We start from the raw sequence: 21,196 nt of genomic DNA, 5'->3' as shown, positions 1-21,196 counted from the left end.
CCCCTGACCTGCCGGGTCGGTCAGGTTGCCACGCGGCACGGAACAAGACTACCCTGCCCGGCATCCGGCACCCCAGAAAGAGGGAATCACCCGCATGTCCGCCACTCTCACGGCCCGCCCGGCTGCGCTCTGGCGCCGCCCCCTGCTGCGGGTCGCGGCCCTCGTCTCGGCGGCGGCGCTCGCCGCCTGCGCGCCCACCGAACCCACCGCCACCGGCGCGCAGACCGGCCCGATGATCGATCCGTCGCAGCCGGTCCAGGTGGCGCTGCTCGTGCCCGGCGGCTCGGGCGATCCGAACTACGACTACATGTCCCGCTCGATGGCCAACGCCGCGCGGATGGCGGTGGCCGACGCGCAGGGCGCGCGGATCGACCTGCGGGTCTACGAATCGGGCGACGACGCGGGCCAGGCCGTCGCCATGGCCAACAAGGCCGTGGCCGAGGGCGCCAAGGTCATCGTCGGCCCGCTGCACGGCGAATCGGCCAACGCGGTCGGCAACGCCGTCCGCGGCCGGGTCAACGTGCTGTCCTTCTCGAACAATGCCGACATCGCCGGCGGCAACCTCTTCGTGCTCGGCAACACCTTCGGCAACACCGCCGACCGGCTCGTCTCGTACGGCGTCAAGCAGGGCCTGCGCCGCTTCCTGATCGTGCACGAGAACGACGTCGCCGGTCAGCTCGGCGGCGCCGCGATCGAGGGTGCCATCGCCCGCAACCGCGGCACGATGGTCGGCAAGACCGGCCACGGCCTCAGCCGGGCCGAGATGGACGCCATCGCCCCGACCATCGCCCGCGCGGCGGCCCAGAACCAGGCCCAGGCGCTGTTCCTGACCGGCAACCACGCCGAGGCCCTGCCCGAGATCACCGCGGCGCTCGCCAGCGCCGGCGTGTCCTCGCGCTCGATCCAGCTCATGGGCCTGACCCGCTGGGACGTCCCGGCGAGCCGCGCCGGCCTGCCGCAGCTGCAGAACGGCTGGTTCGCGGTCCCGGATCTCGGCCGCATGGCTGCGTTCAACGCCCGCTACCGCGCCGCCTATGGCGAGAACCCCCACGACTTCGCCACTCTCGCGTATGACGGCGTCTCGGCCATCGCGGCCAACGTCCGTGCCGGGCGCGCGAATGCCGTCACCACCGCGGGCCTGACCCGGGGGGCGGGCTTCGCCGGCATCCAGGGGCCGTTCCGTCTGCGGCCCGACGGGTCGAACCAGCGCCAGCTGTCGGTCGCCACGCTGCAGGGCGGCAAGCTGGTCGTGATCGATCCCGCGCGGTCCAGCTTCGGCGGCTTCGGATTCTGAACTTGGCCCACTCCGATCCGGGCGCCGCGCCCGGCCGTGACGCGGTGACCGCCATCCAGAGCGCCCCGGCCCTGCCCGGGGCGCACCCGCTCTTCGACCCGGCCACCGCCCAGGTGGCCATCGACGCGGCGCTCGTCGGCGCGACCGACGCCCGCGACATCCGCGCCCGCACCGTGGCCCTGCTCACCACCGCCCGGGCCGAGGCGATGGCCGACATCGTCGCCGGCCTCGCCACCCACCCCCGCAAGGGACGCGAGACGGTCCGCGCCATCGCCGCGCTGACCGACGCCACCGTGCAGGCGATCCACCACGTGGCCACCGTGCACCTGCACCCCAACCTCGCGCCGACCGAGGCCGAGCGCCTCGCCGTCATGGCCGTCGGCGGCTACGGCCGCGGCGAGATGGCGCCGCATTCGGACGTGGACCTGCTGTTCGTCCACCCGTGGAAGCCCGCCGGCTGGATCGAGAGCGTCGTCGAGTCGATGCTCTACATGCTCTGGGACCTCAAGCTGAAGGTCGGCCAGGCCACCCGCTCGGTCGACGAATGCCTGCGGCTGGCCGAGGGCGACATGACCATCCGCACCAGCCTGCTCGAGCACCGGCTGATCTGCGGCGACGCGGTGATCGCGCAGGAGCTGCGCGATCGGCTCTGGCCCGAGCTCTTCAGCCGCACCGTCCCCGAGTTCATCCAGGCCAAGCTCGCCGAGCGCAGCGCCCGCCACCAGCGCCAGGGCGGGCAGCGCTACGTGCTCGAGCCGAACGTCAAGGAGGGCAAGGGCGGCCTGCGCGACCTCCAGACACTCTACTGGATCGGCAAGTACATCCACCAGGTCGACCGGGCCATCGAGCTGGTCGATCTGGGCCTCTTTACCCGCGAGGAGCACACGACCTTCTGGGCGGCCGAGGACTTCCTCTGGGCGGTGCGCTGCCAGCTGCATCTCGCCGCCGGTCGGGCCGCCGACAAGCTCAGCTTCGACATGCAGCTCGAGGTGGCCGAGCGCATGGGCTACCGCGATGCGGGCGGGCGGCGGGGCGTGGAAATCTTCATGCAGGAGTATTTCCGCCACGCCACACGAGTGGGTGAGCTGACCCGCGTGTTCCTGACCGCGCTCGAGCAGCGCCACCTCTACCGCGCGCCCCTGCTCGAGCGGTTCCGCCGCCGCCGCGTCCGGCCGGGCTTCCAGGTCGAGACCGGCCGCCTGACCGTCGCCGACCCCGAGCATTTCTTCGACGACCCGCTGAACATCCTGCGCCTGTTCGAGGAGGCGTTGCGCACCGAGATCCTGCTGCATCCCGACGCCATGCGCCGGGTGGCCCGCAACCTGCGCCGCTTCGACGACAGCGTGCGCACCGACCCCGAGGCGGCGCGCATCTTCCTTGACCTGCTCCTGCGCCACGGCAACCCGGAACGCGCGCTCAGGCGGATGAACGAGCTGGGCGTGCTCGGCGCCTATATCCCCGAGTTCGAGCGCATCGTCGCGATGATGCAGTTCAACGTCTACCACCACTTCACCGTGGACGAGCACCTGATCCAGTGCGTGGCCGAGCTGGCCCGGATCGAGCGCGGCGAGGTGGTCGAGGACCTGCCCATCGTCAGCCGGATCATGGGCGGCCCGATCGACCGGACGGTGATCTACCTCGCCACGCTGCTGCACGACATCGGCAAGGGCCGCCCCGAGGATCACTCGATCATCGGCGCCCAGCTTGCCCGCCGCATCTGCCAGCGGCTGGGGCTGTCGGCCGAGCGGACCGAGCTGGTCGAATGGCTGGTGCGAAACCACCTGCTCATGTCCGACGTGGCGCAGAAGCGCGACATCGCCGACCCGCGCACGCTGCGCGACTTTGCCAAGGCGGTGCGCTCGCGCCGCCGGCTCGACCTGCTCTTGGTGCTGACGGTCTGCGACATCCGCGGGGTGGGTCCGGGGACGTGGAACAACTGGAAGGCCGAGCTGCTGCGCAAGCTGCACCGGCTGACCGCGGATGCACTGGAGAACGGGCTCGAGGACGTGAACCGCGAGCAGCGGGTGGACGAGGCGCGGCGCTCGCTCAGGCATCTCTTGACCGCGCAGGGCTGGGCGCCGGCCGACATCCGGGCCGAGACGGGGCGGCATTACGACAGCTACTGGCAGGGCCTGCCGACCGACAGCCAGCAGGTGTTCGCGCGGCTGCTCAAGGGCATCTCGGCCGAAGAGATCCGCATGGACCTTGACCCCGACCTGCGGCGCGACGCGACCCGGGCGGCGTTCGTCATGGCCGACCACCCCGGCCTCTTCTCGCGCCTCGCCGGGGCGCTGGCGCTGGTGGGCGCGAACGTGGTGGACGCGCGCACCTATACGACCCGCGACGGCTATGCGACCGCGGTCTTCTGGGTGCAGGACGCCGAGGGGCGGCCCTATTCGTCGGACCGGCTGCCGCAACTGCGCCGGATGATCGAGCGCACGCTGGCGGGCGAGGTCGTCCCGCGCGAGGCCTTCGCCGACCGCGACAAGGTCAAGCGGCGCGAGCGCGCGTTCCGCTTTCCAACCCACGTCACCTTCGACAACGAAGGATCCGAGATCCACACGATCATCCAGGTCGATACCCGCGACCGGCCGGGGCTGCTCTATGACCTGACCCGGACGCTGGCCGCCAACCACATCCAGATCGTGAGCGCCGTGATCGCCACCTACGGGGCGCAGGTGGTGGACAGCTTCTACGTCAAGGACATGTTCGGGCTGAAGATGCACCAGCAGTCCCGTCGCGACGCGCTGGAGCGCAAGCTGCGGCAGGCGATCCGCGAGGGCGCCGAGCGGGCGGCGGGGTAAGAAGGCGGCAGCCATCGTCCCCGGTGACGGCTGCCGATGGGTATTTGCGCCAGAAAGAAGCGGGGCGCGCGGCGCTGGGGCTGGTGGCGCCGTGCGCGGCCCCCTTGCGGCGGGCGGGTCCGCGGGGCTAGGGCGACGCGCGAAGGGCAGGACCGGAAGGGACGAGAATGCGCGGCGGCTTGGTGCGGGGCTTTGTCTCGGTCGGATTGTGGACGTTCCTCTCGCGCCTCTCGGGCTTCGTGCGCGACATCCTGATGGCCGCCTGGCTCGGGACCGGGCCGGTGGCCGAGGCGTTCCTCGTCGCGCTGTCGCTGCCCAACATGTTCCGGCGCTTCTTCGCCGAGGGCGCCTTCAACACCGCCTTCGTGCCGCTGTTCTCCAAGAAGCTCGAGGGGGGCGACGATCCCCAGCGCTTTGCCCAGGACGCCTTCTCGGGGCTGGCGTTCGTGGTCGCGGTGTTCTCGGCCGTGGCGATGATCGCCATGCCGGGGCTCGTGTGGCTGATGGCGGCGGGGTTCGCGGGGGACCAGCGCTTCGACCTCGCGGTCGAATACGGGCGGATCACATTCCCCTATATCCTGCTGATCTCGCTCGCCTCGATGGTGTCGGGGGTGCTGAACGCCAACGGCCGCTTCACCGCGGCGGCGGCGGCGCCGGTGCTGCTTAACCTCCTCTTCATCGCCGGGATGCTGCTCGGGCGCGCGCTCGGCTGGGATCTCGGGCTGACGCTCGCCTGGGCGACGCCGCTGACCGGGGTGGCGCAGCTCGCGCTGGTCTGGTGGGATGCGAGCCGCACCGGCTGGCGCTTCATCCCGCGCCGGCCGCGGCTCACGCCGGACATGAAGCGGCTGCTGACCATCGCGCTCCCCGCGATCTTCGCCGGCGGCGTGGTGCAGGTGAACCTGCTCGTCGGCCGCCAGGTCGGCTCGTTCTTCGAGGGCGCGATCGGCTGGCTCAGCTACTCGGACCGGCTCTACCAGCTGCCGCTCGGGGTGGTGGGGGCCGCGGTCGCGGTGGTGCTGCTGCCCGAGCTGGCGCGCCGCCTCAGGGCGGGCGACGAGGCGGGCGGACAGTCGGCCTATTCGCGGGCGACCGAGTTCGGGATGTTCCTCACTCTGCCCGCCGCCTGCGCCATCGCGGTGATCGCCGTGCCGATGGTGGCGACGCTGTTCGAGCGCGGCGCCTTCGACGCCAACGACACCCAGCAGACGGCCCGCGCGCTGATCGTCTACGCCCTCGGACTGCCCGCCTTCGTCATGCAGAAGATCCTGCAGCCGCTCTATTTCGCGCGCGAGGATACCCGCACGCCCTTTCGCTTCGCGCTGGTGTCGATGGTGGTCAACGCGGCGGTGGCGTTCGGGCTGATGGGCACGGTCGGGTTCCTCGCCGCGGCGCTCGGAACGACGATGGCCGCGTGGTTCATGGTCGCGCAGCTCTGGTGGGGGACGCGCGGGATGGGCACGGCCGCCCGGGCCGACGCGCGGCTCATCCGCAGCCTGCCGCGCATCCTGATCTCGTCGCTGCTGATGGCGGCGGGGCTCTGGGTCCTGCGCCGCTGGCTCGCCACCGACGGAGAGGGCGACCCGCTGGGCCTCGCCATCCTCGTCTTCGGCGGCGCCGCGCTCTATTTCGCGCTGAGCTTCGCCACCGGCGCAATCCGCCCCGCCGACCTCAAGGCCGCGGTGCGCCGCAAGCGCTGACCGCGCGTCGTTCTTCCTTGCGCAAATATCCTCCGGGGGTCCGGGGGTGGAAAACCCCCGGTCCGGCGGGGCCGCTCAGCGGTGGCGGATGCGCCCCCGCAGCCGCGCCAGGCCGCCCGGGACCAGCACGAAGGACATCAGGAACCCGATCACGAACCCCGCCACCTCGGCGATCCAGTTCTTCCCCGCGCCGCCGAACAGCACCCCGAAGATCAGCTGGAACGCGAGCAGGAAGCCGATCAGCGTGAAGGCGCGGAACTGGTTGGCGTGCTCCTCGCCCAACCGCGCCCAGAGCAGGAAGGTGAACGCGCCCAGCAGCCCGTAGACCGCCGGATACCCGCCCACCAGCGGATCGAATCGCATCTGCGGCAGCGCCGCCGCGATCGCGGCATAGACCGCCGCCCCGCCGACCGCAGCGCTGGCAAAGACCACCGCCACCGCCCAGGGCCGCATCGCCCGCGCCACCATGTTGCCGAGCGCCAGCAGGAACACGAGCACGAAGAGCGCGTGGGTCATCGAGTAATGCACGAACGGATAGGTCAGCAACCGCGACAGCTGCCCGCCGGCAACGCTGTGGCGGTCCCAGGCGCGGATCAGGAACTCGGGCGCGAAGGCCGTCCGCTCGACCATGATCTGCCGCGCCGCCTGCCCCGCGCCGGTGCCGCCCGACAGGAACCCCAGCCGCCCGAGGCCGAAGTAGAGCTCGGAGGCGAGGATCGGCAGCGCCAGCAGCCAGATGACCGCGGGCACGGGGTTCACGGGGCTTTCGTCGTATCCGGCTCGCATCTGTCGTCCTCTCGCGTGGCGCAGCACGCGCCCGTCCGGGGGCAGGGAGTTGCGCCCGTTCGGACCAAGGGGTAATCCGGCGCCGATCCTTTTTCCAGCAGGCAGGCCGATGGCGCGCGTTCACTCTCCCCGCATCTTTTCCGGCATCCAGCCGTCCGGGGGGCTGACGCTCGGCAACTACCTCGGCGCGCTCAAGCGCTTCGCCGAGGGCCAGGGCAAGGTCGAGACGGTGTTCTGCCTCGTCGACCTGCACGCCATCACCGTGTGGCAGGACCCCGAGGCGCTGCGCCGCCAGACGCGCGAGCTGGCGGCGGGCTTCATCGCCGCGGGCGTCGATCCGGCGCAGTCGATCCTGTTCGCGCAAAGCCACGTCCCGGCCCATGCCGAGCTCGGCTGGATGCTCAGCTGCGTGGCGCGGATGGGCTGGATGAACCGCATGACCCAGTGGAAGGACAAGGCCGGCAAGAACGCCGAGGCGCAGTCGCTGGGCCTCTTCGCCTATCCGGCGCTGATGGCGGCCGACATCCTCGCCTATCAGGCGACCCACGTCCCGGTGGGCGAGGACCAGAAGCAGCACGTCGAGCTGACCCGCGACATCGCCGCCAAGTTCAACCACGACTACGACACCGACTTCTTCCCCCTGCCCGAGCCGGTGATCGAGGGCGCCGCGACCCGCGTCATGTCCCTGCGCGACGGCACCAAGAAGATGTCCAAGTCCGACCCCTCGGATGCGAGCCGGATCAACCTGACCGACGACGCCGACACCATCGCCCAGAAGATCCGCAAGGCCCGCACCGACGCCGACCCCCTGCCCGGCAGCATGGAGGGGCTGAAGGACCGCCCCGAGGCCCGCAACCTCGTGAACATCTACGCCGCCCTGTCGGGCGAGGCGCAGGACGCGGTGCTGGCCCGGTTCGAGGGCCAAGGCTTCGGCGCCTTCAAGCCGGCGCTCGCCGATGTGGCGGTGGCCGCGCTCTCGCCCATCACCGCGCGGATGAGCGAGCTGGTGGCCGACCCCGACGCCATCGACCGCATCCTGCAGGACGGCGCCGCCCGCGCCGACGCCATCGCGGCGCCGATCGTGGCCGAGGCGCGCGAGATCATGGGGATGATCCCGGCCCGCCGCTGAGGCGGGCCCCAGCGGCGCACGGCGCGCCTGACCCGCGCACGGGCGCGGCCTCACGCCCGCACTCCGCGCACGGGTCAGGGCCCGGCCCCTCGGCCCCATCCCGCCACGGCCCAACCCACGCCCACACTGCCCAATCCTCGGGCAAACTGCGCGTCGGGCGACCGGGGACGTAACGGCGCCCGCCCCGGCCCCTTCCGACGGCGGCCCCCGCCGCGCAGCCTCGGGCCATGCTCGATGCCCAGGTCCTGACCCCTCTGCCGACCGCCCCCCGTCCCGTGCGCCACCAGCGCAGCCACGGGCGCGCGCGCGTGGCGCTGGAGGGCGGGCGCATTGCGGCGCTCGCGCAGTCCGGGTCGGCCAAGGCGATGCTGCACCTGCCGCCCGCGACCGAGACGCCGCAGGTCGTGTTCCTCAACACCTCGGGCGGGCTGACGGCGGGGGACCGCCTCGCCTTTGCGCTCGACCTCGCCGACGGCCGCGCCACCGCCACCACCCAGACCGCCGAGCGCGCCTATCGCGCCGAGGGCGGCCGCGCCGCGGTCGAGGTGACGCTCAGCGCCGGTCCCGGCGCCCGCCTCGACTGGCTGCCGCAAGAGACGATCCTGTTCGACGGCGCGGCGCTCGACCGGCACACGCGCGTCGACCTCGCCCGCGACGCGCGTTTCCTCGGGATCGAGACCATCGTCCTCGGCCGGGCGGCGATGGGCGAGACGGTCGCCACCCTCTCGCTGACCGACCGGCGCGAGATCCGCCGCGGCGGCGCGCCGCTGCTCATCGACCCGCTGCGGCTCGACAGCGCCGCGCTGGCGCGGGGCGGCCAGCCGGCGCTGCTGGCCGGCGCACGGGCCTTCGCCACGCTGATCCTCGCCGCGCCGGGGGCCGAGGACGCGCTCGCGCCCGTCCGCGCGGCGCTGACCGAACCCGGCGTCACCGCCGCCGCGACCGGCTGGGACGGGCGGCTGATCCTGCGCGCCCACGCCCCCGACGCCTGGCCGCTGCGCCGCCAGCTCGCGCGGATCGTGGCGCTGCTGCGCCCCGAACCCCTGCCCCGTTGCTGGCAATTCACCCCCGAGAGGGCCGCATGAACCTGACCCCCCGCGAAAAGGACAAGCTGCTCGTCGCCATGGCGGCGATGGTGGCGCGCAACCGCCTTGCCCGCGGCGTCCGGCTGAACCACCCCGAGGCCATCGCGCTCATTGCCGATTTCGTCGTCGAGGGCGCCCGCGACGGCCGCAGCGTGGCCGAGCTGATGGAGGCCGGCGCCCAGGTCGTCCGCGCCGAGGAATGCATGGAGGGCATCCCCGCGATGATCGAGACCGTCCAGGTCGAGGCCACATTCCCCGACGGCACCAAGCTCGTCACCGTCCACCACCCGATCCGCTAGGAGCCGCCGATGCGCCTGCCCCCTCTCGCCGTCCTCTCGCTCGCCGCGCTGACCCTGCCCGGCGCCGCGCTCGCCCATCCCGGCCACCCGCTCGGCGGGCTGGCCGCTGGCGTCGCGCATCCGCTCGGCGGGGCGGACCACGTGCTCGCCATGGTCGCGCTGGGTGCGCTGGCGGCGCAGACCGGCGGGCGGGCGGTCTGGGCGCTGCCCGCGGGGTTCGTCGCGGCGATGCTGGCGGGCGGGGCGGCGGGGGCGGCGGGGCTGCCCTTCCCGGCGGTCGAGCCGGTGATCCTCGCCTCGGTCATCGTCCTGGCCGCGCTGGTCGCCCTTGCGGTGCGGCTGCCGCGCGCCGCGCTCATCGCCATGAGCGCGGTCTTCGGCGCCGCCCACGGCTGGGCGCACGGGGCCGAGGGGCCCGCCACCGGCCTTGCCGCCTATGCCGCCGGGTTCGCGGCGGCGACGGCCGCGCTGCACCTCGCGGGCATCCTCGCCGCGCGGCTGCTGCCGCGGCTCTCGACCCGGATCGTGGGCGGGGCGACCGCGCTCGCCGGCGTCGTGCTGGCGGTGGCCTGAGATGATCCCCGGCGAGATCCTCCCCGCGCCCGGCACGCTGACGTTGAACGCCGACCGCCCGGCGCTGACGCTGATGGTCGCCAACACCGGCGACCGCCCGGTGCAGGTCGGCAGCCACTATCACTTCGCCGAGACGAACCCCGGGCTCGACTTCGACCGCGCCGCGGCGCGGGGGATGCGGCTCGACATCCCCGCCGGCACCGCCATCCGGTTCGAGCCGGGGCAGCGCCGCGCGGTGCAGCTGGTGCCGTTCGGCGGTGCGCGGCAGGTCTGGGGCTTCAACAGCCAGATCATGGGGGCGCTCTAGATGCCGGTCGAGATCACCCGCCGCGACTATGCCGCGATGTTCGGCCCGACCACCGGCGACCGGGTGCGGCTGGGCGACACCGCGCTGGTGATCGAGGTCGAGCGCGACCTGACCCTCTACGGCGAAGAGGTGAAGTTCGGCGGCGGCAAGGTCATCCGCGACGGCATGGGCCAGTCGCAGGCGACGCGCGCCGAGGGCGCGGTGGACACGGTCATCACCAACGCGCTGATCCTCGACTGGACCGGCATCACCAAGGCCGACATCGGCCTGCGCGACGGGCGCATCGCCGCCATCGGCAAGGCTGGCAACCCCGACACCCAGCCGGGCGTCACCATCGTCATCGGCCCCGGCACCGAGGTCATCGCCGCCGAAGGCCGCATCGTCACCGCCGGCGGCATCGACTGCCACATCCATTTCATCTGCCCCCAGCAGGTCGACGAGGCGCTGGCCTCGGGCGTGACCACGCTGATCGGCGGCGGCACGGGGCCCGCGCACGGCACGCTCGCCACCACCTGCACGCCCGGGCCGTGGCACATCCGCCGGATGCTCGAGGCCGCCGACAGCCTGCCGGTGAACATCGGCCTCGCCGGCAAGGGCAACGCCAGCCGCCCCGCGGCGCTGGACGAGATGGTCCGCGCCGGGGTCTGCGCGCTCAAGCTGCACGAGGACTGGGGCACCACCCCCGCCGCCATCGACTGCTGCCTCGGCGTGGCCGAGCGTCACGACGTGCAGGTGATGATCCACACCGACACGCTGAACGAAAGCGGCTTCGTCGAGAACACCCTCGCCGCCATCGCCGGGCGCACCATCCACGCCTATCACACCGAGGGCGCAGGCGGCGGCCATGCCCCCGACATCATCCGCGTGGTCGGCTCGCAGAACGTCATCCCGTCCTCGACCAACCCGACCCGGCCCTACACCGTCAACACCATCGAGGAACACCTCGACATGCTGATGGTCTGCCACCACCTCGACCGCCGCATCCCCGAGGACGTGGCCTTCGCCGAAAGCCGCATCCGGCGCGAGACGATCGCCGCCGAGGACATCCTGCACGACCTCGGCGCCTTCTCGATCATCTCGTCGGACAGCCAGGCGATGGGCCGGGTGGGCGAGGTCGTGACCCGGACCTGGCAGACGGCGCACAAGATGCGCGTGCAGCGCGGCCGCCTGGACGGCGAGACGGGCGAGAACGACAACCTGCGCGCCCGCCGCTACGTGGCGAAATACACCATCAACCCGGCGGTTGCGCACGGGATCAGCGCCCACGCCGGCAGCGTCGAGCCGGGCAAGCGCGCCGATCTGGTGATCTGGCACCCCGCCTTCTTCGGCGCCAAGCCCGAGATGGTGCTGGTCGGCGGCCAGATCGCCGCGGCACAGATGGGCGATGCGAATGCCTCGATCCCGACCCCGCAGCCGATGGCCATGCGGCCGATGTTCGGGGCGCTCGGCCGGGCCCGCCGCGCCGCCGCTGTCAGCTTCGTCAGCCGCGAGGGGCTAGAGGCCGGGGCCTGCGACGGGCTGGGCAAGGCTGCCGTCGCGGTCGAGGGCACCCGCGGCATCGGCAAGCGCGACATGCGCCTGAACGACGCGACGCCGGTGATCGAGGTGGACCCCGAGACCTACGAGGTCCGCGCCGACGGCGTCCTGCTGACCTGCGAGCCGGCGGCCGAACTGCCGCTCGCGCAACGCTATTTCCTGTTCTGACCGAGAAGGAGAGACCCATGCTCATGGCCGATGGAGACACGCTCGGCACCGCCTGCGCCACCACCGCCGAGACCGCCGGCCGGCGCGTCGTCGGGCGGGTCGTCATGGACTACGAGGCCCGCTGCCTGCGCCGCCGCCGCCTGATGACCGAGGGGGGGGCGGCGTTCATGGTCGATCTGCCGCGCACCGTCAGCCTCGACGCGGGCGCGGCCTTCGTGCTCGAGGACGGCTCGGCCGTCGAGGTGGTGCCGGCGCGCGAGCCGGTGCTGCGGGTCGAGGGCGACCTGACGCGGCTGGCCTGGCACATCGGCAACCGCCATTGCCCGTGCGAGATCCACGCCGACCACCTGGTGATCCGCGCCGACCCGGTGCTGGAGCAGATGCTGGCGCAGCTTGGGGCGCGGGTGACGCGTACCCTCGCCCCCTTCCGCCCCGAGGGGGGCGCCTACGGGCATGGCCGGACCTTTGGCCACAGCCACTGAGGGTGCCGCGGCCGACGCCTTCGCCGACGCCGTCTCAGATGGTGCCGCCGCGGCCCGGCTGGTCGCGGTGCAGCTTCTCTCGCCGGCCTTTCCCACCGGGGGGTTCGCCTACGCGCAGGGCCTCGAATGGGCGATGGACGCGGGGATCGTCACCGACGCCGCAACGCTCGAAGACTGGATCGGGGCGGTGCTGGCGCACGGGGCGCTCTGGTCCGACGCGGTGCTGATGGCGCTGGCGCTGCGGCCGGGCGCCGACCCCGCGCGGCTCGACGCGCTGGCCCGCGCGCTCTGCCTCTCGCCCGAGCGGCTGACCGAGACGCTGGAACAGGGCGCGGCCTTTGCCCGCACCGCCGCCGCGCTGGGACTGGGCGCCCCCACCCCGGCCGCGCTGCCCGTCGCCGTGGGGCGGGCGCTGGCGCCGCTGGGCCTGCCCGCGCCCGAGGTGCTGGCGCTTTACCTGCACGGGCAGGCGCTCAACCTGACGCTGGCGGCGGTGCGCTTCCTGCCGCTCGGGCAGACCGACGGGCAGCGCCTGCTCGCCGCGCTCGGCCCCGCGATCCGCGCCACCGCGGCCCGCGCGTCGGCCGCCGACGAGGCTGCGCTCGGCACCTGCGCGCTCGGCGCCGAGATCGCCCAGATGCGCCACGAAACCATGCCCACGAGGATCTTCCGCTCATGACCGAGTTCTCCGACGCCCATCATCCGCCCGCCCACGGTCCCCTGCGCGTCGGCATCGGCGGCCCGGTCGGCGCGGGCAAGACGACGCTCACCATCGAGCTTGCCCGCGCCCTCGCCCCGCGGCTGTCGATGGCGGTGATCACCAACGACATCTACACCCGCGAAGACGCCGAGGCGCTGATGCGCGCCCAGGTGCTGCCGTCCGAGCGCATCCGCGGGGTCGAGACCGGCGGCTGCCCGCACACCGCGATCCGCGAGGACGCCTCGATCAACCTCGCCGCCGTCGCGGACCTCTCGACGGCCTTCCCGGACCTCGAGCTGGTGCTGATCGAGTCGGGCGGCGACAACCTCGCCGCGACCTTCTCGCCGGAGCTGGCGGACCTGACGATCTATGTGATCGACACGGCGGCCGGGCAGGACATCCCGCGCAAGAAGGGGCCGGGGCTGGCGCGCTCGGACCTGCTGGTGGTCAACAAGACCGACCTCGCGCCCCATGTGGGGGTCGATGCAGGGCTGCTGGAAACCGACGCCCGCGCCGCACGCGGCACAAGGCCGGTGGTGATGGCGGCGCTGCGGCACGGCACAGGGGTCGATCAGGTGGTGCGCTACATCGTCGAGGCGGGGGGTCTCGCCCCGCGCTGACCCCGGCGCGGCGTCGGGCCGCGCAGGTCGGCGCACGGTGTGGCACCTCTGGGGGCTGGCTACGATAACGGGCCGGAAGGTGCGGAACGGCGCGCCTCGGGCGCCTCGGGTCGCGGGCAACCGCTACGGCCCGACGCACGCCCGGACGCGGCCATGCCCGGCCTAGAACAGCGCCAGCTGATCCCCCGCCCGCGGCGGCGGGCCGAAGCGCGCGGCGTCGAGCGGCGGGCTGTCGGTGTCATACCCCAGCCGCTTGCGGGCAAGGCGGAAGCGCTGGTGGAGCAGCTCCGCCTCGACCCCCTCGCCGCGCATCCGGCTGCCGAAGCGCGGGTCGTTGTCGCGCCCGCCGCGCATCGCCTGGATCCGGGACATCACATGGGCCGCCTTGCCGGGGTGGTGCCGGTCCAGCCAGTCGCGGAACAGCGGCGCCACCTCGAGCGGCAGGCGGATCGGGATCATGCTCGCCGTCGCCGCCCCCGCCTCGCGCGCCGCGGCCAGCAGCGCCTCGATCTCGTGGTCGGTCAGGCCCGGGATCATCGGCGCGCACATCACCCGCACCCGCACCCCCGCCCCGGCCAGCGCCCGGATCATCCCCAGCCGCGTGGCCGGCGCCGGCGCCCGCGGCTCCATCTGCCGGGCCAGCCCGGCGTCGAGCGTCGTCAGCGACACGCCCACGAAGACCTGCCCCCGTTCCGCCATCGCCCCGATCAGGTCGAGGTCGCGCAGGATCGTGCGGCCGCGGGTCACGATGCTGACCGGGTGGTTCCACGCCGCCAGCACCTCGAGGCAGCCGCGCATGATTCCCAGCCGCGCCTCGACCGGCTGATAGGGGTCGGTGTTGGTGCCGAAGGCGAGCGGGGCGACCGCATAGCCGGGCCGGGCGATCTCCTCGGCCAGGCGCGCCGGCGCCTCGGGCTTGGCGGTGATCCGGGTTTCGAAATCGAGGCCCGGCGAGAGGCCGAGATAGGCGTGGGTGGGCCGCGCGAAGCAGTAGATGCAGCCATGCTCGCAGCCCCGATAGGGGTTCACCGAGCGGTCGAAGGGCACGTCGGGCGACTGGTTGCGGGTGATGATCCGGCGCGGCCGCTCGGTCGTGATCTCGGTCCTGAGCAGCCGCTCGTCGGGCGGGCTGTCCCAGCCGTCGTCCTCGGGCACGGACTGATAGGGCTCGAACCGGCCCGCCGGGCGGTGGGCGGCGCCGCGGGCCTTCAGCGTCTCGTCGGGGTTGCGGGGCGGCAGCATCCCCCGAGATTAGAACATTGTGCGAACATCGGCAATCCCGCCGGTCCCACGGCTCGCCTCATGCGCACAAGCCCGCCGCGGCTGCCACCAATCGGCGGGAAACCCCGCGGGCGCCTTTTCAATCCCCGCCCGCTTCCCCATATTCACAGGGAATCGGAGGTCCGAATGCCCCTGCCCCACTTCCTCGCCCTCGTCGCGGCCGTCACCGTGGCCGCCGCGCTGTCGGTCGTAGCCGCGCTCATGGTGGGGGTGCCGCTCACGGTGCTGGCGCTCGGCGCGGCGCTGGCGGCGCTGGTCGCGCATCTGGCGGTGCGGCTCGGGCATGGCTTCGACGGCGGCCCGCCGCATTCGCCGCAGGCCTAAGGCGTCAGCAGCGCCTCAGCACTCCAGCTCGGCGTCCCAGTACAGGTAATCCATCCAACTCACGTGCAGGTGGTTCGGCGGAAAGCGCCGGCCGGCGGCGTGCATCTCTTCCGACGAGGGCCGGCGCGGCGCCCGCCGCAGCTTGAGGCCCGACGACCGCAGGCTCTTGTTCGCCTTCTTCAGGTTGCAGGGCGAGCAGGCAGCGACCACGTTCTCCCAACTCGTGAGCCCGCCCTTCGAGCGCGGCACCACATGGTCGAAGGTCAGGTCGCCGCGCGAGCCGCAGTACTGGCAGCAGAACTCGTCCCGCAGAAAAAGATTGAAGCGCGTGAAGGCCACGCGCTTCCTGGGTTTCACATAGTCCTTGAGCACCACGACCGAGGGGATGCGTATCGCCTCGCGCTGGCTTCGCACGACCTCGTCATACTCGGCGAGGATCGCCACGCGGTCGAGGAACACCGCCTTGATCGTCTCTTGCCAGGGCCAGAGCGACAGCGGGTAATAGCTGAGCGGACGGTGATCGGCGTTGAGCACCAGCGCCGGGTTGCGCCTGAGTGCGGCCGGGTCGCGCACGAACTGGGTGCGGAAATCCGTATCCAACCGTCGATCGTCCAGCATCCGCGCGCGCCCCTTTCCGACCGCCTGCCCCTTGGACTTCTGACGCCGACTATATCCTGCGTCAGACGGCTGGCAAGCCTCTGCATATGGCCGTGTTGACGCAGCAATGCCCCGCCCACGCGACAGGCGCATGACGGTGGCGCGACAGGCCCGTGACAGGTAACTGCCGCCCCTGCCGCATCTTTCTGGTGGAGATACGCTCGGTTTCGGCGAACCGCGCCGCAGACGGCGCGCGCAGGGTCAGCGCGGCGGGGCCTCGCCCAGCACGCGGGTGATGAACCCGAGCGCCGCGCCCAAGCCGTCGGGCGAGATGCCGTGCCCGGTGCCCGGCATGGTGTGGGTGGCGACGTCGAACCCGGCGCCCTTCAGCGCCCGCTCGGCCAGCCCGAGGTCGGCATAGGGCACCATCGGGTCCTGGTCGCCGTGGATCAGCATGACCGGCGGGCGGACCCTCACCTCGCCCAGCATCTCGGGCGCGAGCAGCCGGCCCGAGAACCCGACGATCCCTGCCACCGGCGTCGCGCGCCGCGGCAGGACGTGCAGGGCCATCATCGTCCCCTGCGAGAACCCGACCACCACCATCCGGTCCGGCGTCAGCCCCTCGGCCGCCAGCACCGTGTCGAGGAAGGCGTCGATGTCGGCCACCGACTTCGCCATCGAGGCCCTCGCGTCGGCCTCGCTCGACCCGTCGAGCCAGGGGATCGGAAACCACTGGTAGCCCATCGGATTGTTGACGGAGCGCTCGGGCGCGTCGGGGGCGTAGAAGGCGGTGCGCGGCAGATAGCGGCCCAGCGGCTCGGCCAGCCCCAGCAGGTCCGCACCGTCGGCGCCATAGCCGTGCAGGAACACCACGACCGACGAGGGTTTCTCCGGGCCCCGGCGTCCCGATTGCAGCGTGCGCGTCATGTCGTCCCCTCGCGTCCCTTGGCGAGCCGGTAATAGGCCCAGAGCCCCCGCGCCGCAACCGACCGCCACGGCCGCCACGGCTCGGCCAGCGCGGCGAGCGCCCGGCCCCGCGGGCGCTCGGGCAGGCCATAGAGCAGCCGCGCGGCCTCTTGCAGGGCGAGGTCGTCGGGCGCGAAGGCGTCGGCCCGGCCGAGCGCGAACATCAGGTAGATCTCGGCCGTCCAGCGCCCGATGCCGGGCAGCGCCACCAGCGTCTCGATCACCGCCTCGTCGGGGGCTCGGGCCAGCGCCGCATAGTCGATCCCCGCGGCGGCGATCCCGCGCAGGTAGCGGATCTTCTGCGCCGAGAGCCCGCAGGCCCGCAGCGCGTCATCCCCCGCCGCGAGGATCGGCGCCGGCCGATCCAGCCCCGCCGCCGCGAGCCGCCCCGAGATCGCCCGCGCCGAGGCCACCGACAGCTGCTGCGAGACGACCGCATCGAGCAGCGCCGGGAACCCGTCCGCGCGGCGCCGCAAGGGCAGCGGCCCGAGGTCGGGCAGCACCCGCGCCCAGACCGGGCAGACCGCCGCCAGATGCGCCGCCCCCTCGGCCAGGTCGGCGTCGGCGGCGATCAGCCTCACCGGCGGTCCTGCTCGATGGTGTTGGCCCAGGCGCGGGCGGATTCCTTGAGCCGCGTCTCGAAGGCGGTCGAGATATGGGTGCGCAGCGCCGCCTCGGCGGCCTCGGCGTCGCCGGCGGCGATGGCATCGACGATGGTCTGGTGCTCGGCCAGCGACTTCTCGCCCCGTCCCTCGGCGGCCAGCGAGGTCCGCGCCATCAGCGCCATGGTGCGGTGCACGATGTCGAGCTGCTGGACGAGATAGCGGTTGTGCGAGGCGAGGTGGATCTGGTGATGGAAGCGCCGGTTGGCGCGGCTCAGCGCCTGCGGGTCGTCGATGATCCGGCGGTCCTCGATCACCATCTGGCCCAGCACCCGCGCCTCTTCCCGCGTCGCGTGGCGGGCGGCGAGGCGGGCGGCCAGCGCCTCGAGCTCGGTCCGCACGGTGTAGAGTTCGGCCAGCTGGTTGTGGTCCAGCGTCGCGACGATCAGGCTGCGCCCGTCGCGGGTCAGCATCGACTGAGTCTCGAGCCGCTGCAGCGCCTCGCGCACGGGCGTGCGGCTGACGCCGAAGCGTTCGGCCAGCTCGGATTCGACCAGCCGGTCGCCGGGGCGATAGGTGCCGTTGTCGATCGCCGACAGGATCAGGGAATAGGCGTCCTTCATGGGCGGGCAGGTTCTGCGCGGCGAGGCCGAAATGCAAGGCGGCGAACGATGGCCAATCCCGGCGGTGGCGTCGCGCGGCAACCTGCCGCGCGATGACGGCTGTCACATCAGGTCAACATTTACCGGACGAGGTGGGTCCGTCGACGTCCTGCCCCGGAACCTGTGATGCTGATCGCCGACAACCGCCGCCGCCTCGCCCCCGCCGTCGAGGCGCTGACCCGCGGGACCTCACCGCGCCTGCAGAACCCCGATGCCCCGAACGCCGTGCCCGCCTGCCTGCCTTTCCTCACCGGCACCGGCGCCAACCGGGCCTCGAAGACGCCGCGTCCTCGAAGGCCGACCCGACCGGGCAATGGCACCCACACCGGCGCGGCGAAATACACGACGAGCTGGACCACCGGTCAGCCCGGATCGCCGGCCTCGGCCAGCGAGGGACACGCAGGGCGATGAACCGGTTCATGAGCGTGGCGGCCACGGCCATTTGGGCGGCGACGGCGACGGGCGGAGGGGCCGGCGGCCTGGGGGCGGTCGGTCCGGCCACCCCGGCGGCGCGCGGCGCGCAGCAGATGGCGAGCACATCCGAACCGGACCTTCGCCGGCAGGTGACGATCGCGGGGCAGCCGCCCGCGGTGCTGTGGGCCGCGGAACGGCTGGGACCGGCCAACCCCGACGCCTTCCCCCCCGGTCCGTCGGATCATGTGCTCCGGGCGGTGCTCGACTATGGCTCGGCAGATGCGGTGGCCGCGCTGGTCGGGGGCGGTCCCACCGAGGCGCTTCGGATCGACGCGCCGGCGTGGTTTCCGGCCGCGCTCTCGCCCGGCCAGCCCCTCGATGTCATCCGCCACCACGGCGCGCAGGGCTTCATGGATGCGGACGTCATGACCGTGCCCGCGGCGCCCGGCCTCATCCTGCTCGAGCGCCGGTCGTCGTGACCGCCGCCCGCGTCCCGTGCCTTGCCGGCGCGGCGGCGCTGCGTTAGCCGGCCGTCCAGGACGCGGCGCGGAGGGGGTGAGCGATGACAGCCGAACACCGAGCGAACGGCGGCGCGGCCGCCACACGCGCCGCGCTGGCTGCGGATTTCGCCCACGTCGACGTCTGGATCTTCGATCTCGACAACACGCTCTACCCACCCGAGGCGCGGCTCTTCGACCAGATCGAGCGGCGGATGACGGCGTATGTCGAGCGCCTGCTGGGCGTCGCGCCGGCCGAGGCCGACCGGCTCAGGGCCCATTACTGGCGCGAGCACGGCACGACGCTCGCCGGGCTGATGGCCGAGCACGGCATCGACCCGGTCGCCTACCTCGACGAGGTGCACGCCATCGACATGGGCGCACTGACCCCGGACCCGGACCTTGCTGCGGCGATCCGGGCGCTGCCGGGGCAGAAGATCGTCCACACCAACGCCGACGCGGCCTATGCCGGCCGCGTCCTCGCCCATCGCGGGCTCGGCGTCTTCGACGCGATCTACGGCATCGGCGAGGTGGGCTATCACCCCAAGCCCGACCCGCGCGCATTTGCCGCGGTGCTCGAGGCGCATGACATCGACCCCGCCCGTGCGGCCATGTTCGAGGATGACCCGAGGAACCTCGAAGTGCCGTTTTCGCTGGGAATGCGTACGGTTCTGGTCGGCCCCGGCCGGCACGGACCGGACCCGCTGGCTGCCGACCACCGGCACGGCGACCATGTGCTTTGGCGGACCGCGGCACTCGGCGACTTCGTCGCGGCGCTTGCCGCAGCCCTGCCCGGCGTGGCAATGTCGCGCTGATCCGATCACACGACCCGACCACGAGGCTTATAATGGCGCACCCCAACACCTCCTCGGCCACCACCGCCGAAGCGATGACCCATGCCGTCAGCGGCGACGAGGCGATGCAGACCAGGCGCGAGCGCCAGATCGCCGGCCGGCTGCTGATCGGCGTGGTGCTGGCGGCGGTGCTGGTGGCGGTACTGGTGGTGCTGTTCGGCCTGCCGGCGCTGACCATGGTCGGGCTGGTCGCCACCGTGCTCGTCTTCGTGGTGCTGATCGCCTACGCCACAGGGTACTGACCGTGGCCGCGCCGGGGGCCACCGCCCCCGCGGGGACGGCCGGCAGCACCGACACGGTCGACGTGCTCGTCTCGGGCGGCGGCGTCGCGGGACTGGCCGCGGCCGCGGCTTTCGGCGCGCAGGGGCTGTCGGTCGTCTGCGTCGACCCCGCCCCGCCGGTGACCGAGGAATCCGCCGCCGGTGCCGACCTGCGCACCACCGCCTTCCTGCAACCCTCGGTCGCGCTGCTCAGGCGCATCGGGCTGTGGGACCGTCTGGCCCCGCACGCCGCCCCCCTGCAGGTCATGCGGATCGTCGATGCCGGCGGGGCCGAGCCCGTCGCCCGGCTGACGCGCGAGTTCGACGCGTCCGAGATCTCGGGCGAGCCGTTCGGCTACAACCTGCCCAACTGGCTGCTCCGGCGCGAGATGACCGCGCAGCTGGCCGAGCTGCCGGGCGTCAGCTTCCGTCCCGGTACCGGCACCGCGGGGCTGGCCGTGCGCGAGGATGCGGCGCTGGTCGATCTGTCGGACGGCGCCCGTGTCCGGGCGCGGCTGGTCGTCGCCGCCGACGGGCGCAACTCGGCTGTGCGGCAGGCGCTGGGGATCGGCGTGAGCACCCTGCGCTACGGGCAGAAGGCGCTGGCCTTTGCCGTCACCCATGAGCGCCCGCACGACAATATCTCGACCGAGATTCACCGCTCGGGCGGCCCCTTCACGCTGGTCCCGCTGCCCGACCGCGACGGGCGCCCCTCGTCGGCGGTGGTCTGGATGGAGCGTGGCCCCGAGGTCGCACGGCTGCGCGCCCTACCGCGCGCGTCGTTCGAGGCGGCGCTGAACGACCGCTCGGCGGGGGTGCTGGGGCGGCTCACGCTTGCCACCGGGCTGACCGAGTGGCCGATCATCAGCCAGATCGCGGATGCCTACACCGGCCCCCGCACCGCGCTGATCGCCGAGGCCGCCCATGTCGTCCCGCCGATCGGGGCGCAGGGGCTGAACATGAGCCTCGCGGACCTGACCGCGCTGCTGGACCTGATGGGGCCGGACCCCGGCGATGCCGCGGCGCTCGACGCCTATGCCCGCGCGCGGCGGCCCGAGGCGCTGGCGCGGCTGATCGGCATCGACGCGCTGAACCGGGCCAGCATGATGCGCCTGCGGCCGCTGCGCGACCTGCGGGCGGCGGCGCTGGGGGGGCTTTACGCGCTCGCCCCGGTGCGGCGGACCATGATGCGGGCGGGGCTGGGGCTGCGCTGAACCGGCGACGACGGTCCCCGCCGGGGCCGTCGCCGGATGTTG

24 protein-coding genes are annotated in these 21,196 nt (G+C 72.9%); 18 read left to right on the top strand and 6 right to left on the bottom strand.

The window, feature by feature from the left end; genetic code table 11:
• Positions 1–94 precede the first annotated feature (94 nt).
• From HGN31_RS12395 to murJ, 3 genes are all read left to right on the top strand, one after another.
• Entirely contained in the window at positions 95–1,294 is a 1,200-nt protein-coding gene (locus tag HGN31_RS12395; RefSeq protein WP_168783389.1) for a penicillin-binding protein activator, read from the top strand.
• A 2-nt stretch (positions 1,295–1,296) separates the two neighbouring features.
• Positions 1,297–4,098, top strand: coding sequence for a [protein-PII] uridylyltransferase (locus HGN31_RS12390; protein ID WP_244961007.1), 2,802 nt, complete (start codon positions 1,297–1,299; stop codon positions 4,096–4,098).
• A gap of 167 nt (positions 4,099–4,265) precedes the next feature.
• A complete protein-coding gene (murJ, locus tag HGN31_RS12385) occupies positions 4,266–5,798 on the top strand; it encodes a murein biosynthesis integral membrane protein MurJ (protein WP_168783388.1) in 1,533 nt (510 codons plus the stop codon).
• Positions 5,799–5,873: 75 nt separating this feature from the next.
• Here murJ and HGN31_RS12380 read toward each other — a convergent pair whose 3' ends face one another.
• Entirely contained in the window at positions 5,874–6,584 is a 711-nt protein-coding gene (locus tag HGN31_RS12380; RefSeq protein ID WP_168783387.1) for a rhomboid family intramembrane serine protease, read from the bottom strand.
• 109 nt (positions 6,585–6,693) lie between these two features.
• Between HGN31_RS12380 and trpS the strand changes: the two genes are divergently transcribed.
• The 9 genes from trpS (at position 6,694) to ureG (ending at position 13,483) form a co-directional block, all read left to right on the top strand.
• On the top strand, positions 6,694–7,713 hold the full coding sequence (gene trpS / locus HGN31_RS12375; protein WP_036706453.1) for a tryptophan--tRNA ligase: 1,020 nt from the start codon (positions 6,694–6,696) through the stop codon (positions 7,711–7,713).
• Positions 7,714–7,940: 227 nt separating this feature from the next.
• Positions 7,941–8,798 carry an urease accessory protein UreD gene (locus HGN31_RS12370; protein WP_211096296.1) on the top strand — a complete coding sequence of 286 codons (858 nt, stop codon included), beginning with the start codon at positions 7,941–7,943 and terminating at the stop codon, positions 8,796–8,798.
• Positions 8,795–9,097, top strand: a complete 303-nt coding sequence (locus HGN31_RS12365) for an urease subunit gamma (protein ID WP_168783386.1) — start codon at positions 8,795–8,797, stop codon at positions 9,095–9,097. The genes HGN31_RS12370 and HGN31_RS12365 overlap by 4 nt, the downstream gene beginning before the upstream one ends.
• Positions 9,098–9,106: 9 nt before the next feature.
• Positions 9,107–9,670, top strand: coding sequence for a HupE/UreJ family protein (locus HGN31_RS12360; RefSeq protein WP_168783385.1), 564 nt, complete (start codon positions 9,107–9,109; stop codon positions 9,668–9,670).
• 1 nt (position 9,671) lies between these two features.
• Positions 9,672–9,977, top strand: coding sequence for an urease subunit beta (locus HGN31_RS12355; RefSeq protein WP_168783384.1), 306 nt, complete (start codon positions 9,672–9,674; stop codon positions 9,975–9,977).
• On the top strand, positions 9,978–11,681 hold the full coding sequence (ureC, locus tag HGN31_RS12350; RefSeq protein ID WP_168783383.1) for an urease subunit alpha: 1,704 nt from the start codon (positions 9,978–9,980) through the stop codon (positions 11,679–11,681). It abuts the gene before it with no gap.
• 17 nt (positions 11,682–11,698) lie between these two features.
• Positions 11,699–12,163: an urease accessory protein UreE gene (locus HGN31_RS12345; protein WP_231565608.1), complete on the top strand. Its 465-nt coding sequence runs from the start codon at positions 11,699–11,701 to the stop codon at positions 12,161–12,163.
• 58 nt (positions 12,164–12,221) lie between these two features.
• Positions 12,222–12,842, top strand: a complete 621-nt coding sequence (locus tag HGN31_RS12340; protein WP_244961223.1) for an urease accessory protein UreF — start codon at positions 12,222–12,224, stop codon at positions 12,840–12,842.
• Positions 12,839–13,483: an urease accessory protein UreG gene (ureG, locus tag HGN31_RS12335; RefSeq protein WP_168783381.1), complete on the top strand. Its 645-nt coding sequence runs from the start codon at positions 12,839–12,841 to the stop codon at positions 13,481–13,483. The genes HGN31_RS12340 and ureG overlap by 4 nt, the downstream gene beginning before the upstream one ends.
• Before the next feature lie 162 nt (positions 13,484–13,645).
• Here the strand turns inward: ureG and HGN31_RS12330 are convergent, their stop codons facing one another.
• The gene (locus tag HGN31_RS12330) at positions 13,646–14,725 is read right to left on the bottom strand and encodes a PA0069 family radical SAM protein (protein ID WP_168783380.1); all 1,080 of its coding nucleotides are present in this window, start codon (positions 14,723–14,725) and stop codon (positions 13,646–13,648) included.
• Positions 14,726–14,890: 165 nt separating this feature from the next.
• Between HGN31_RS12330 and HGN31_RS12325 the strand changes: the two genes are divergently transcribed.
• Complete coding sequence (locus tag HGN31_RS12325) at positions 14,891–15,088, top strand: hypothetical protein (protein ID WP_036700115.1); 198 nt, start codon at positions 14,891–14,893, stop codon at positions 15,086–15,088.
• A gap of 15 nt (positions 15,089–15,103) precedes the next feature.
• Here HGN31_RS12325 and HGN31_RS12320 read toward each other — a convergent pair whose 3' ends face one another.
• The 4 genes from HGN31_RS12320 to HGN31_RS12305 form a co-directional block, all read right to left on the bottom strand.
• Complete coding sequence (locus tag HGN31_RS12320; protein WP_036700180.1) at positions 15,104–15,688, bottom strand: HNH endonuclease; 585 nt, start codon at positions 15,686–15,688, stop codon at positions 15,104–15,106.
• Between the two features lie 258 nt (positions 15,689–15,946).
• Positions 15,947–16,612 carry an alpha/beta hydrolase gene (locus HGN31_RS12315; RefSeq protein WP_168783379.1) on the bottom strand — a complete coding sequence of 222 codons (666 nt, stop codon included), beginning with the start codon at positions 16,610–16,612 and terminating at the stop codon, positions 15,947–15,949.
• Positions 16,609–17,232: a DNA-3-methyladenine glycosylase family protein gene (locus tag HGN31_RS12310; protein WP_168783378.1), complete on the bottom strand. Its 624-nt coding sequence runs from the start codon at positions 17,230–17,232 to the stop codon at positions 16,609–16,611. Before HGN31_RS12310 ends, HGN31_RS12315 begins: the two co-directional genes overlap by 4 nt.
• Positions 17,229–17,876, bottom strand: a complete 648-nt coding sequence (locus HGN31_RS12305; protein ID WP_036700121.1) for a GntR family transcriptional regulator — start codon at positions 17,874–17,876, stop codon at positions 17,229–17,231. Before HGN31_RS12305 ends, HGN31_RS12310 begins: the two co-directional genes overlap by 4 nt.
• Positions 17,877–18,041: 165 nt before the next feature.
• On the opposite strand from HGN31_RS12305, the gene HGN31_RS12300 reads away from it, so the two are divergent.
• From HGN31_RS12300 to HGN31_RS12285, 5 genes are all read left to right on the top strand, one after another.
• On the top strand, positions 18,042–18,326 hold the full coding sequence (locus HGN31_RS12300; protein WP_168783377.1) for a hypothetical protein: 285 nt from the start codon (positions 18,042–18,044) through the stop codon (positions 18,324–18,326).
• An 8-nt stretch (positions 18,327–18,334) separates the two neighbouring features.
• The gene (locus HGN31_RS12295) at positions 18,335–18,808 is read left to right on the top strand and encodes a hypothetical protein (protein WP_168783376.1); all 474 of its coding nucleotides are present in this window, start codon (positions 18,335–18,337) and stop codon (positions 18,806–18,808) included.
• 83 nt (positions 18,809–18,891) lie between these two features.
• A complete protein-coding gene (locus tag HGN31_RS12290) occupies positions 18,892–19,641 on the top strand; it encodes a pyrimidine 5'-nucleotidase (RefSeq protein ID WP_168783375.1) in 750 nt (249 codons plus the stop codon).
• A gap of 32 nt (positions 19,642–19,673) precedes the next feature.
• Complete coding sequence (locus tag HGN31_RS16550; RefSeq protein ID WP_036700123.1) at positions 19,674–19,922, top strand: hypothetical protein; 249 nt, start codon at positions 19,674–19,676, stop codon at positions 19,920–19,922.
• Between the two features lie 2 nt (positions 19,923–19,924).
• Entirely contained in the window at positions 19,925–21,154 is a 1,230-nt protein-coding gene (locus HGN31_RS12285; RefSeq protein ID WP_244961006.1) for a UbiH/UbiF family hydroxylase, read from the top strand.
• The last annotated feature ends 42 nt before the right edge of the window (positions 21,155–21,196 follow it).

The organism is Paracoccus sanguinis (assembly GCF_012689545.1).
GTDB lineage: Bacteria > Pseudomonadota > Alphaproteobacteria > Rhodobacterales > Rhodobacteraceae > Paracoccus > Paracoccus panacisoli.
Note: the sequence above shows the minus strand (reverse complement) of the source record. Positions and strands in the feature narration are given on the sequence as shown.

Coding starts and splice junctions, on each gene's coding strand:
- HGN31_RS12380 (WP_168783387.1), bottom strand. CDS start 6,584: ATGCGAGCCGGATACGACGAAAGCCCCGTGAACCCCGTGCCCGCGGTC.
- HGN31_RS12330 (WP_168783380.1), bottom strand. CDS start 14,725: ATGCTGCCGCCCCGCAACCCCGACGAGACGCTGAAGGCCCGCGGCGCC.
- HGN31_RS12360 (WP_168783385.1), top strand. CDS start 9,107: ATGCGCCTGCCCCCTCTCGCCGTCCTCTCGCTCGCCGCGCTGACCCTG.
- ureG (WP_168783381.1), top strand. CDS start 12,839: ATGACCGAGTTCTCCGACGCCCATCATCCGCCCGCCCACGGTCCCCTG.
- HGN31_RS12365 (WP_168783386.1), top strand. CDS start 8,795: ATGAACCTGACCCCCCGCGAAAAGGACAAGCTGCTCGTCGCCATGGCG.
- HGN31_RS12395 (WP_168783389.1), top strand. CDS start 95: ATGTCCGCCACTCTCACGGCCCGCCCGGCTGCGCTCTGGCGCCGCCCC.
- HGN31_RS12305 (WP_036700121.1), bottom strand. CDS start 17,876: ATGAAGGACGCCTATTCCCTGATCCTGTCGGCGATCGACAACGGCACC.
- HGN31_RS12295 (WP_168783376.1), top strand. CDS start 18,335: ATGAGCGTGGCGGCCACGGCCATTTGGGCGGCGACGGCGACGGGCGGA.
- HGN31_RS12315 (WP_168783379.1), bottom strand. CDS start 16,612: ATGACGCGCACGCTGCAATCGGGACGCCGGGGCCCGGAGAAACCCTCG.
- trpS (WP_036706453.1), top strand. CDS start 6,694: ATGGCGCGCGTTCACTCTCCCCGCATCTTTTCCGGCATCCAGCCGTCC.
- HGN31_RS12290 (WP_168783375.1), top strand. CDS start 18,892: ATGACAGCCGAACACCGAGCGAACGGCGGCGCGGCCGCCACACGCGCC.
- HGN31_RS12325 (WP_036700115.1), top strand. CDS start 14,891: ATGCCCCTGCCCCACTTCCTCGCCCTCGTCGCGGCCGTCACCGTGGCC.
- HGN31_RS12355 (WP_168783384.1), top strand. CDS start 9,672: ATGATCCCCGGCGAGATCCTCCCCGCGCCCGGCACGCTGACGTTGAAC.
- ureC (WP_168783383.1), top strand. CDS start 9,978: ATGCCGGTCGAGATCACCCGCCGCGACTATGCCGCGATGTTCGGCCCG.
- HGN31_RS12370 (WP_211096296.1), top strand. CDS start 7,941: ATGCTCGATGCCCAGGTCCTGACCCCTCTGCCGACCGCCCCCCGTCCC.
- HGN31_RS12300 (WP_168783377.1), top strand. CDS start 18,042: ATGCTGATCGCCGACAACCGCCGCCGCCTCGCCCCCGCCGTCGAGGCG.
- HGN31_RS12345 (WP_231565608.1), top strand. CDS start 11,699: ATGCTCATGGCCGATGGAGACACGCTCGGCACCGCCTGCGCCACCACC.
- murJ (WP_168783388.1), top strand. CDS start 4,266: ATGCGCGGCGGCTTGGTGCGGGGCTTTGTCTCGGTCGGATTGTGGACG.
- HGN31_RS16550 (WP_036700123.1), top strand. CDS start 19,674: ATGGCGCACCCCAACACCTCCTCGGCCACCACCGCCGAAGCGATGACC.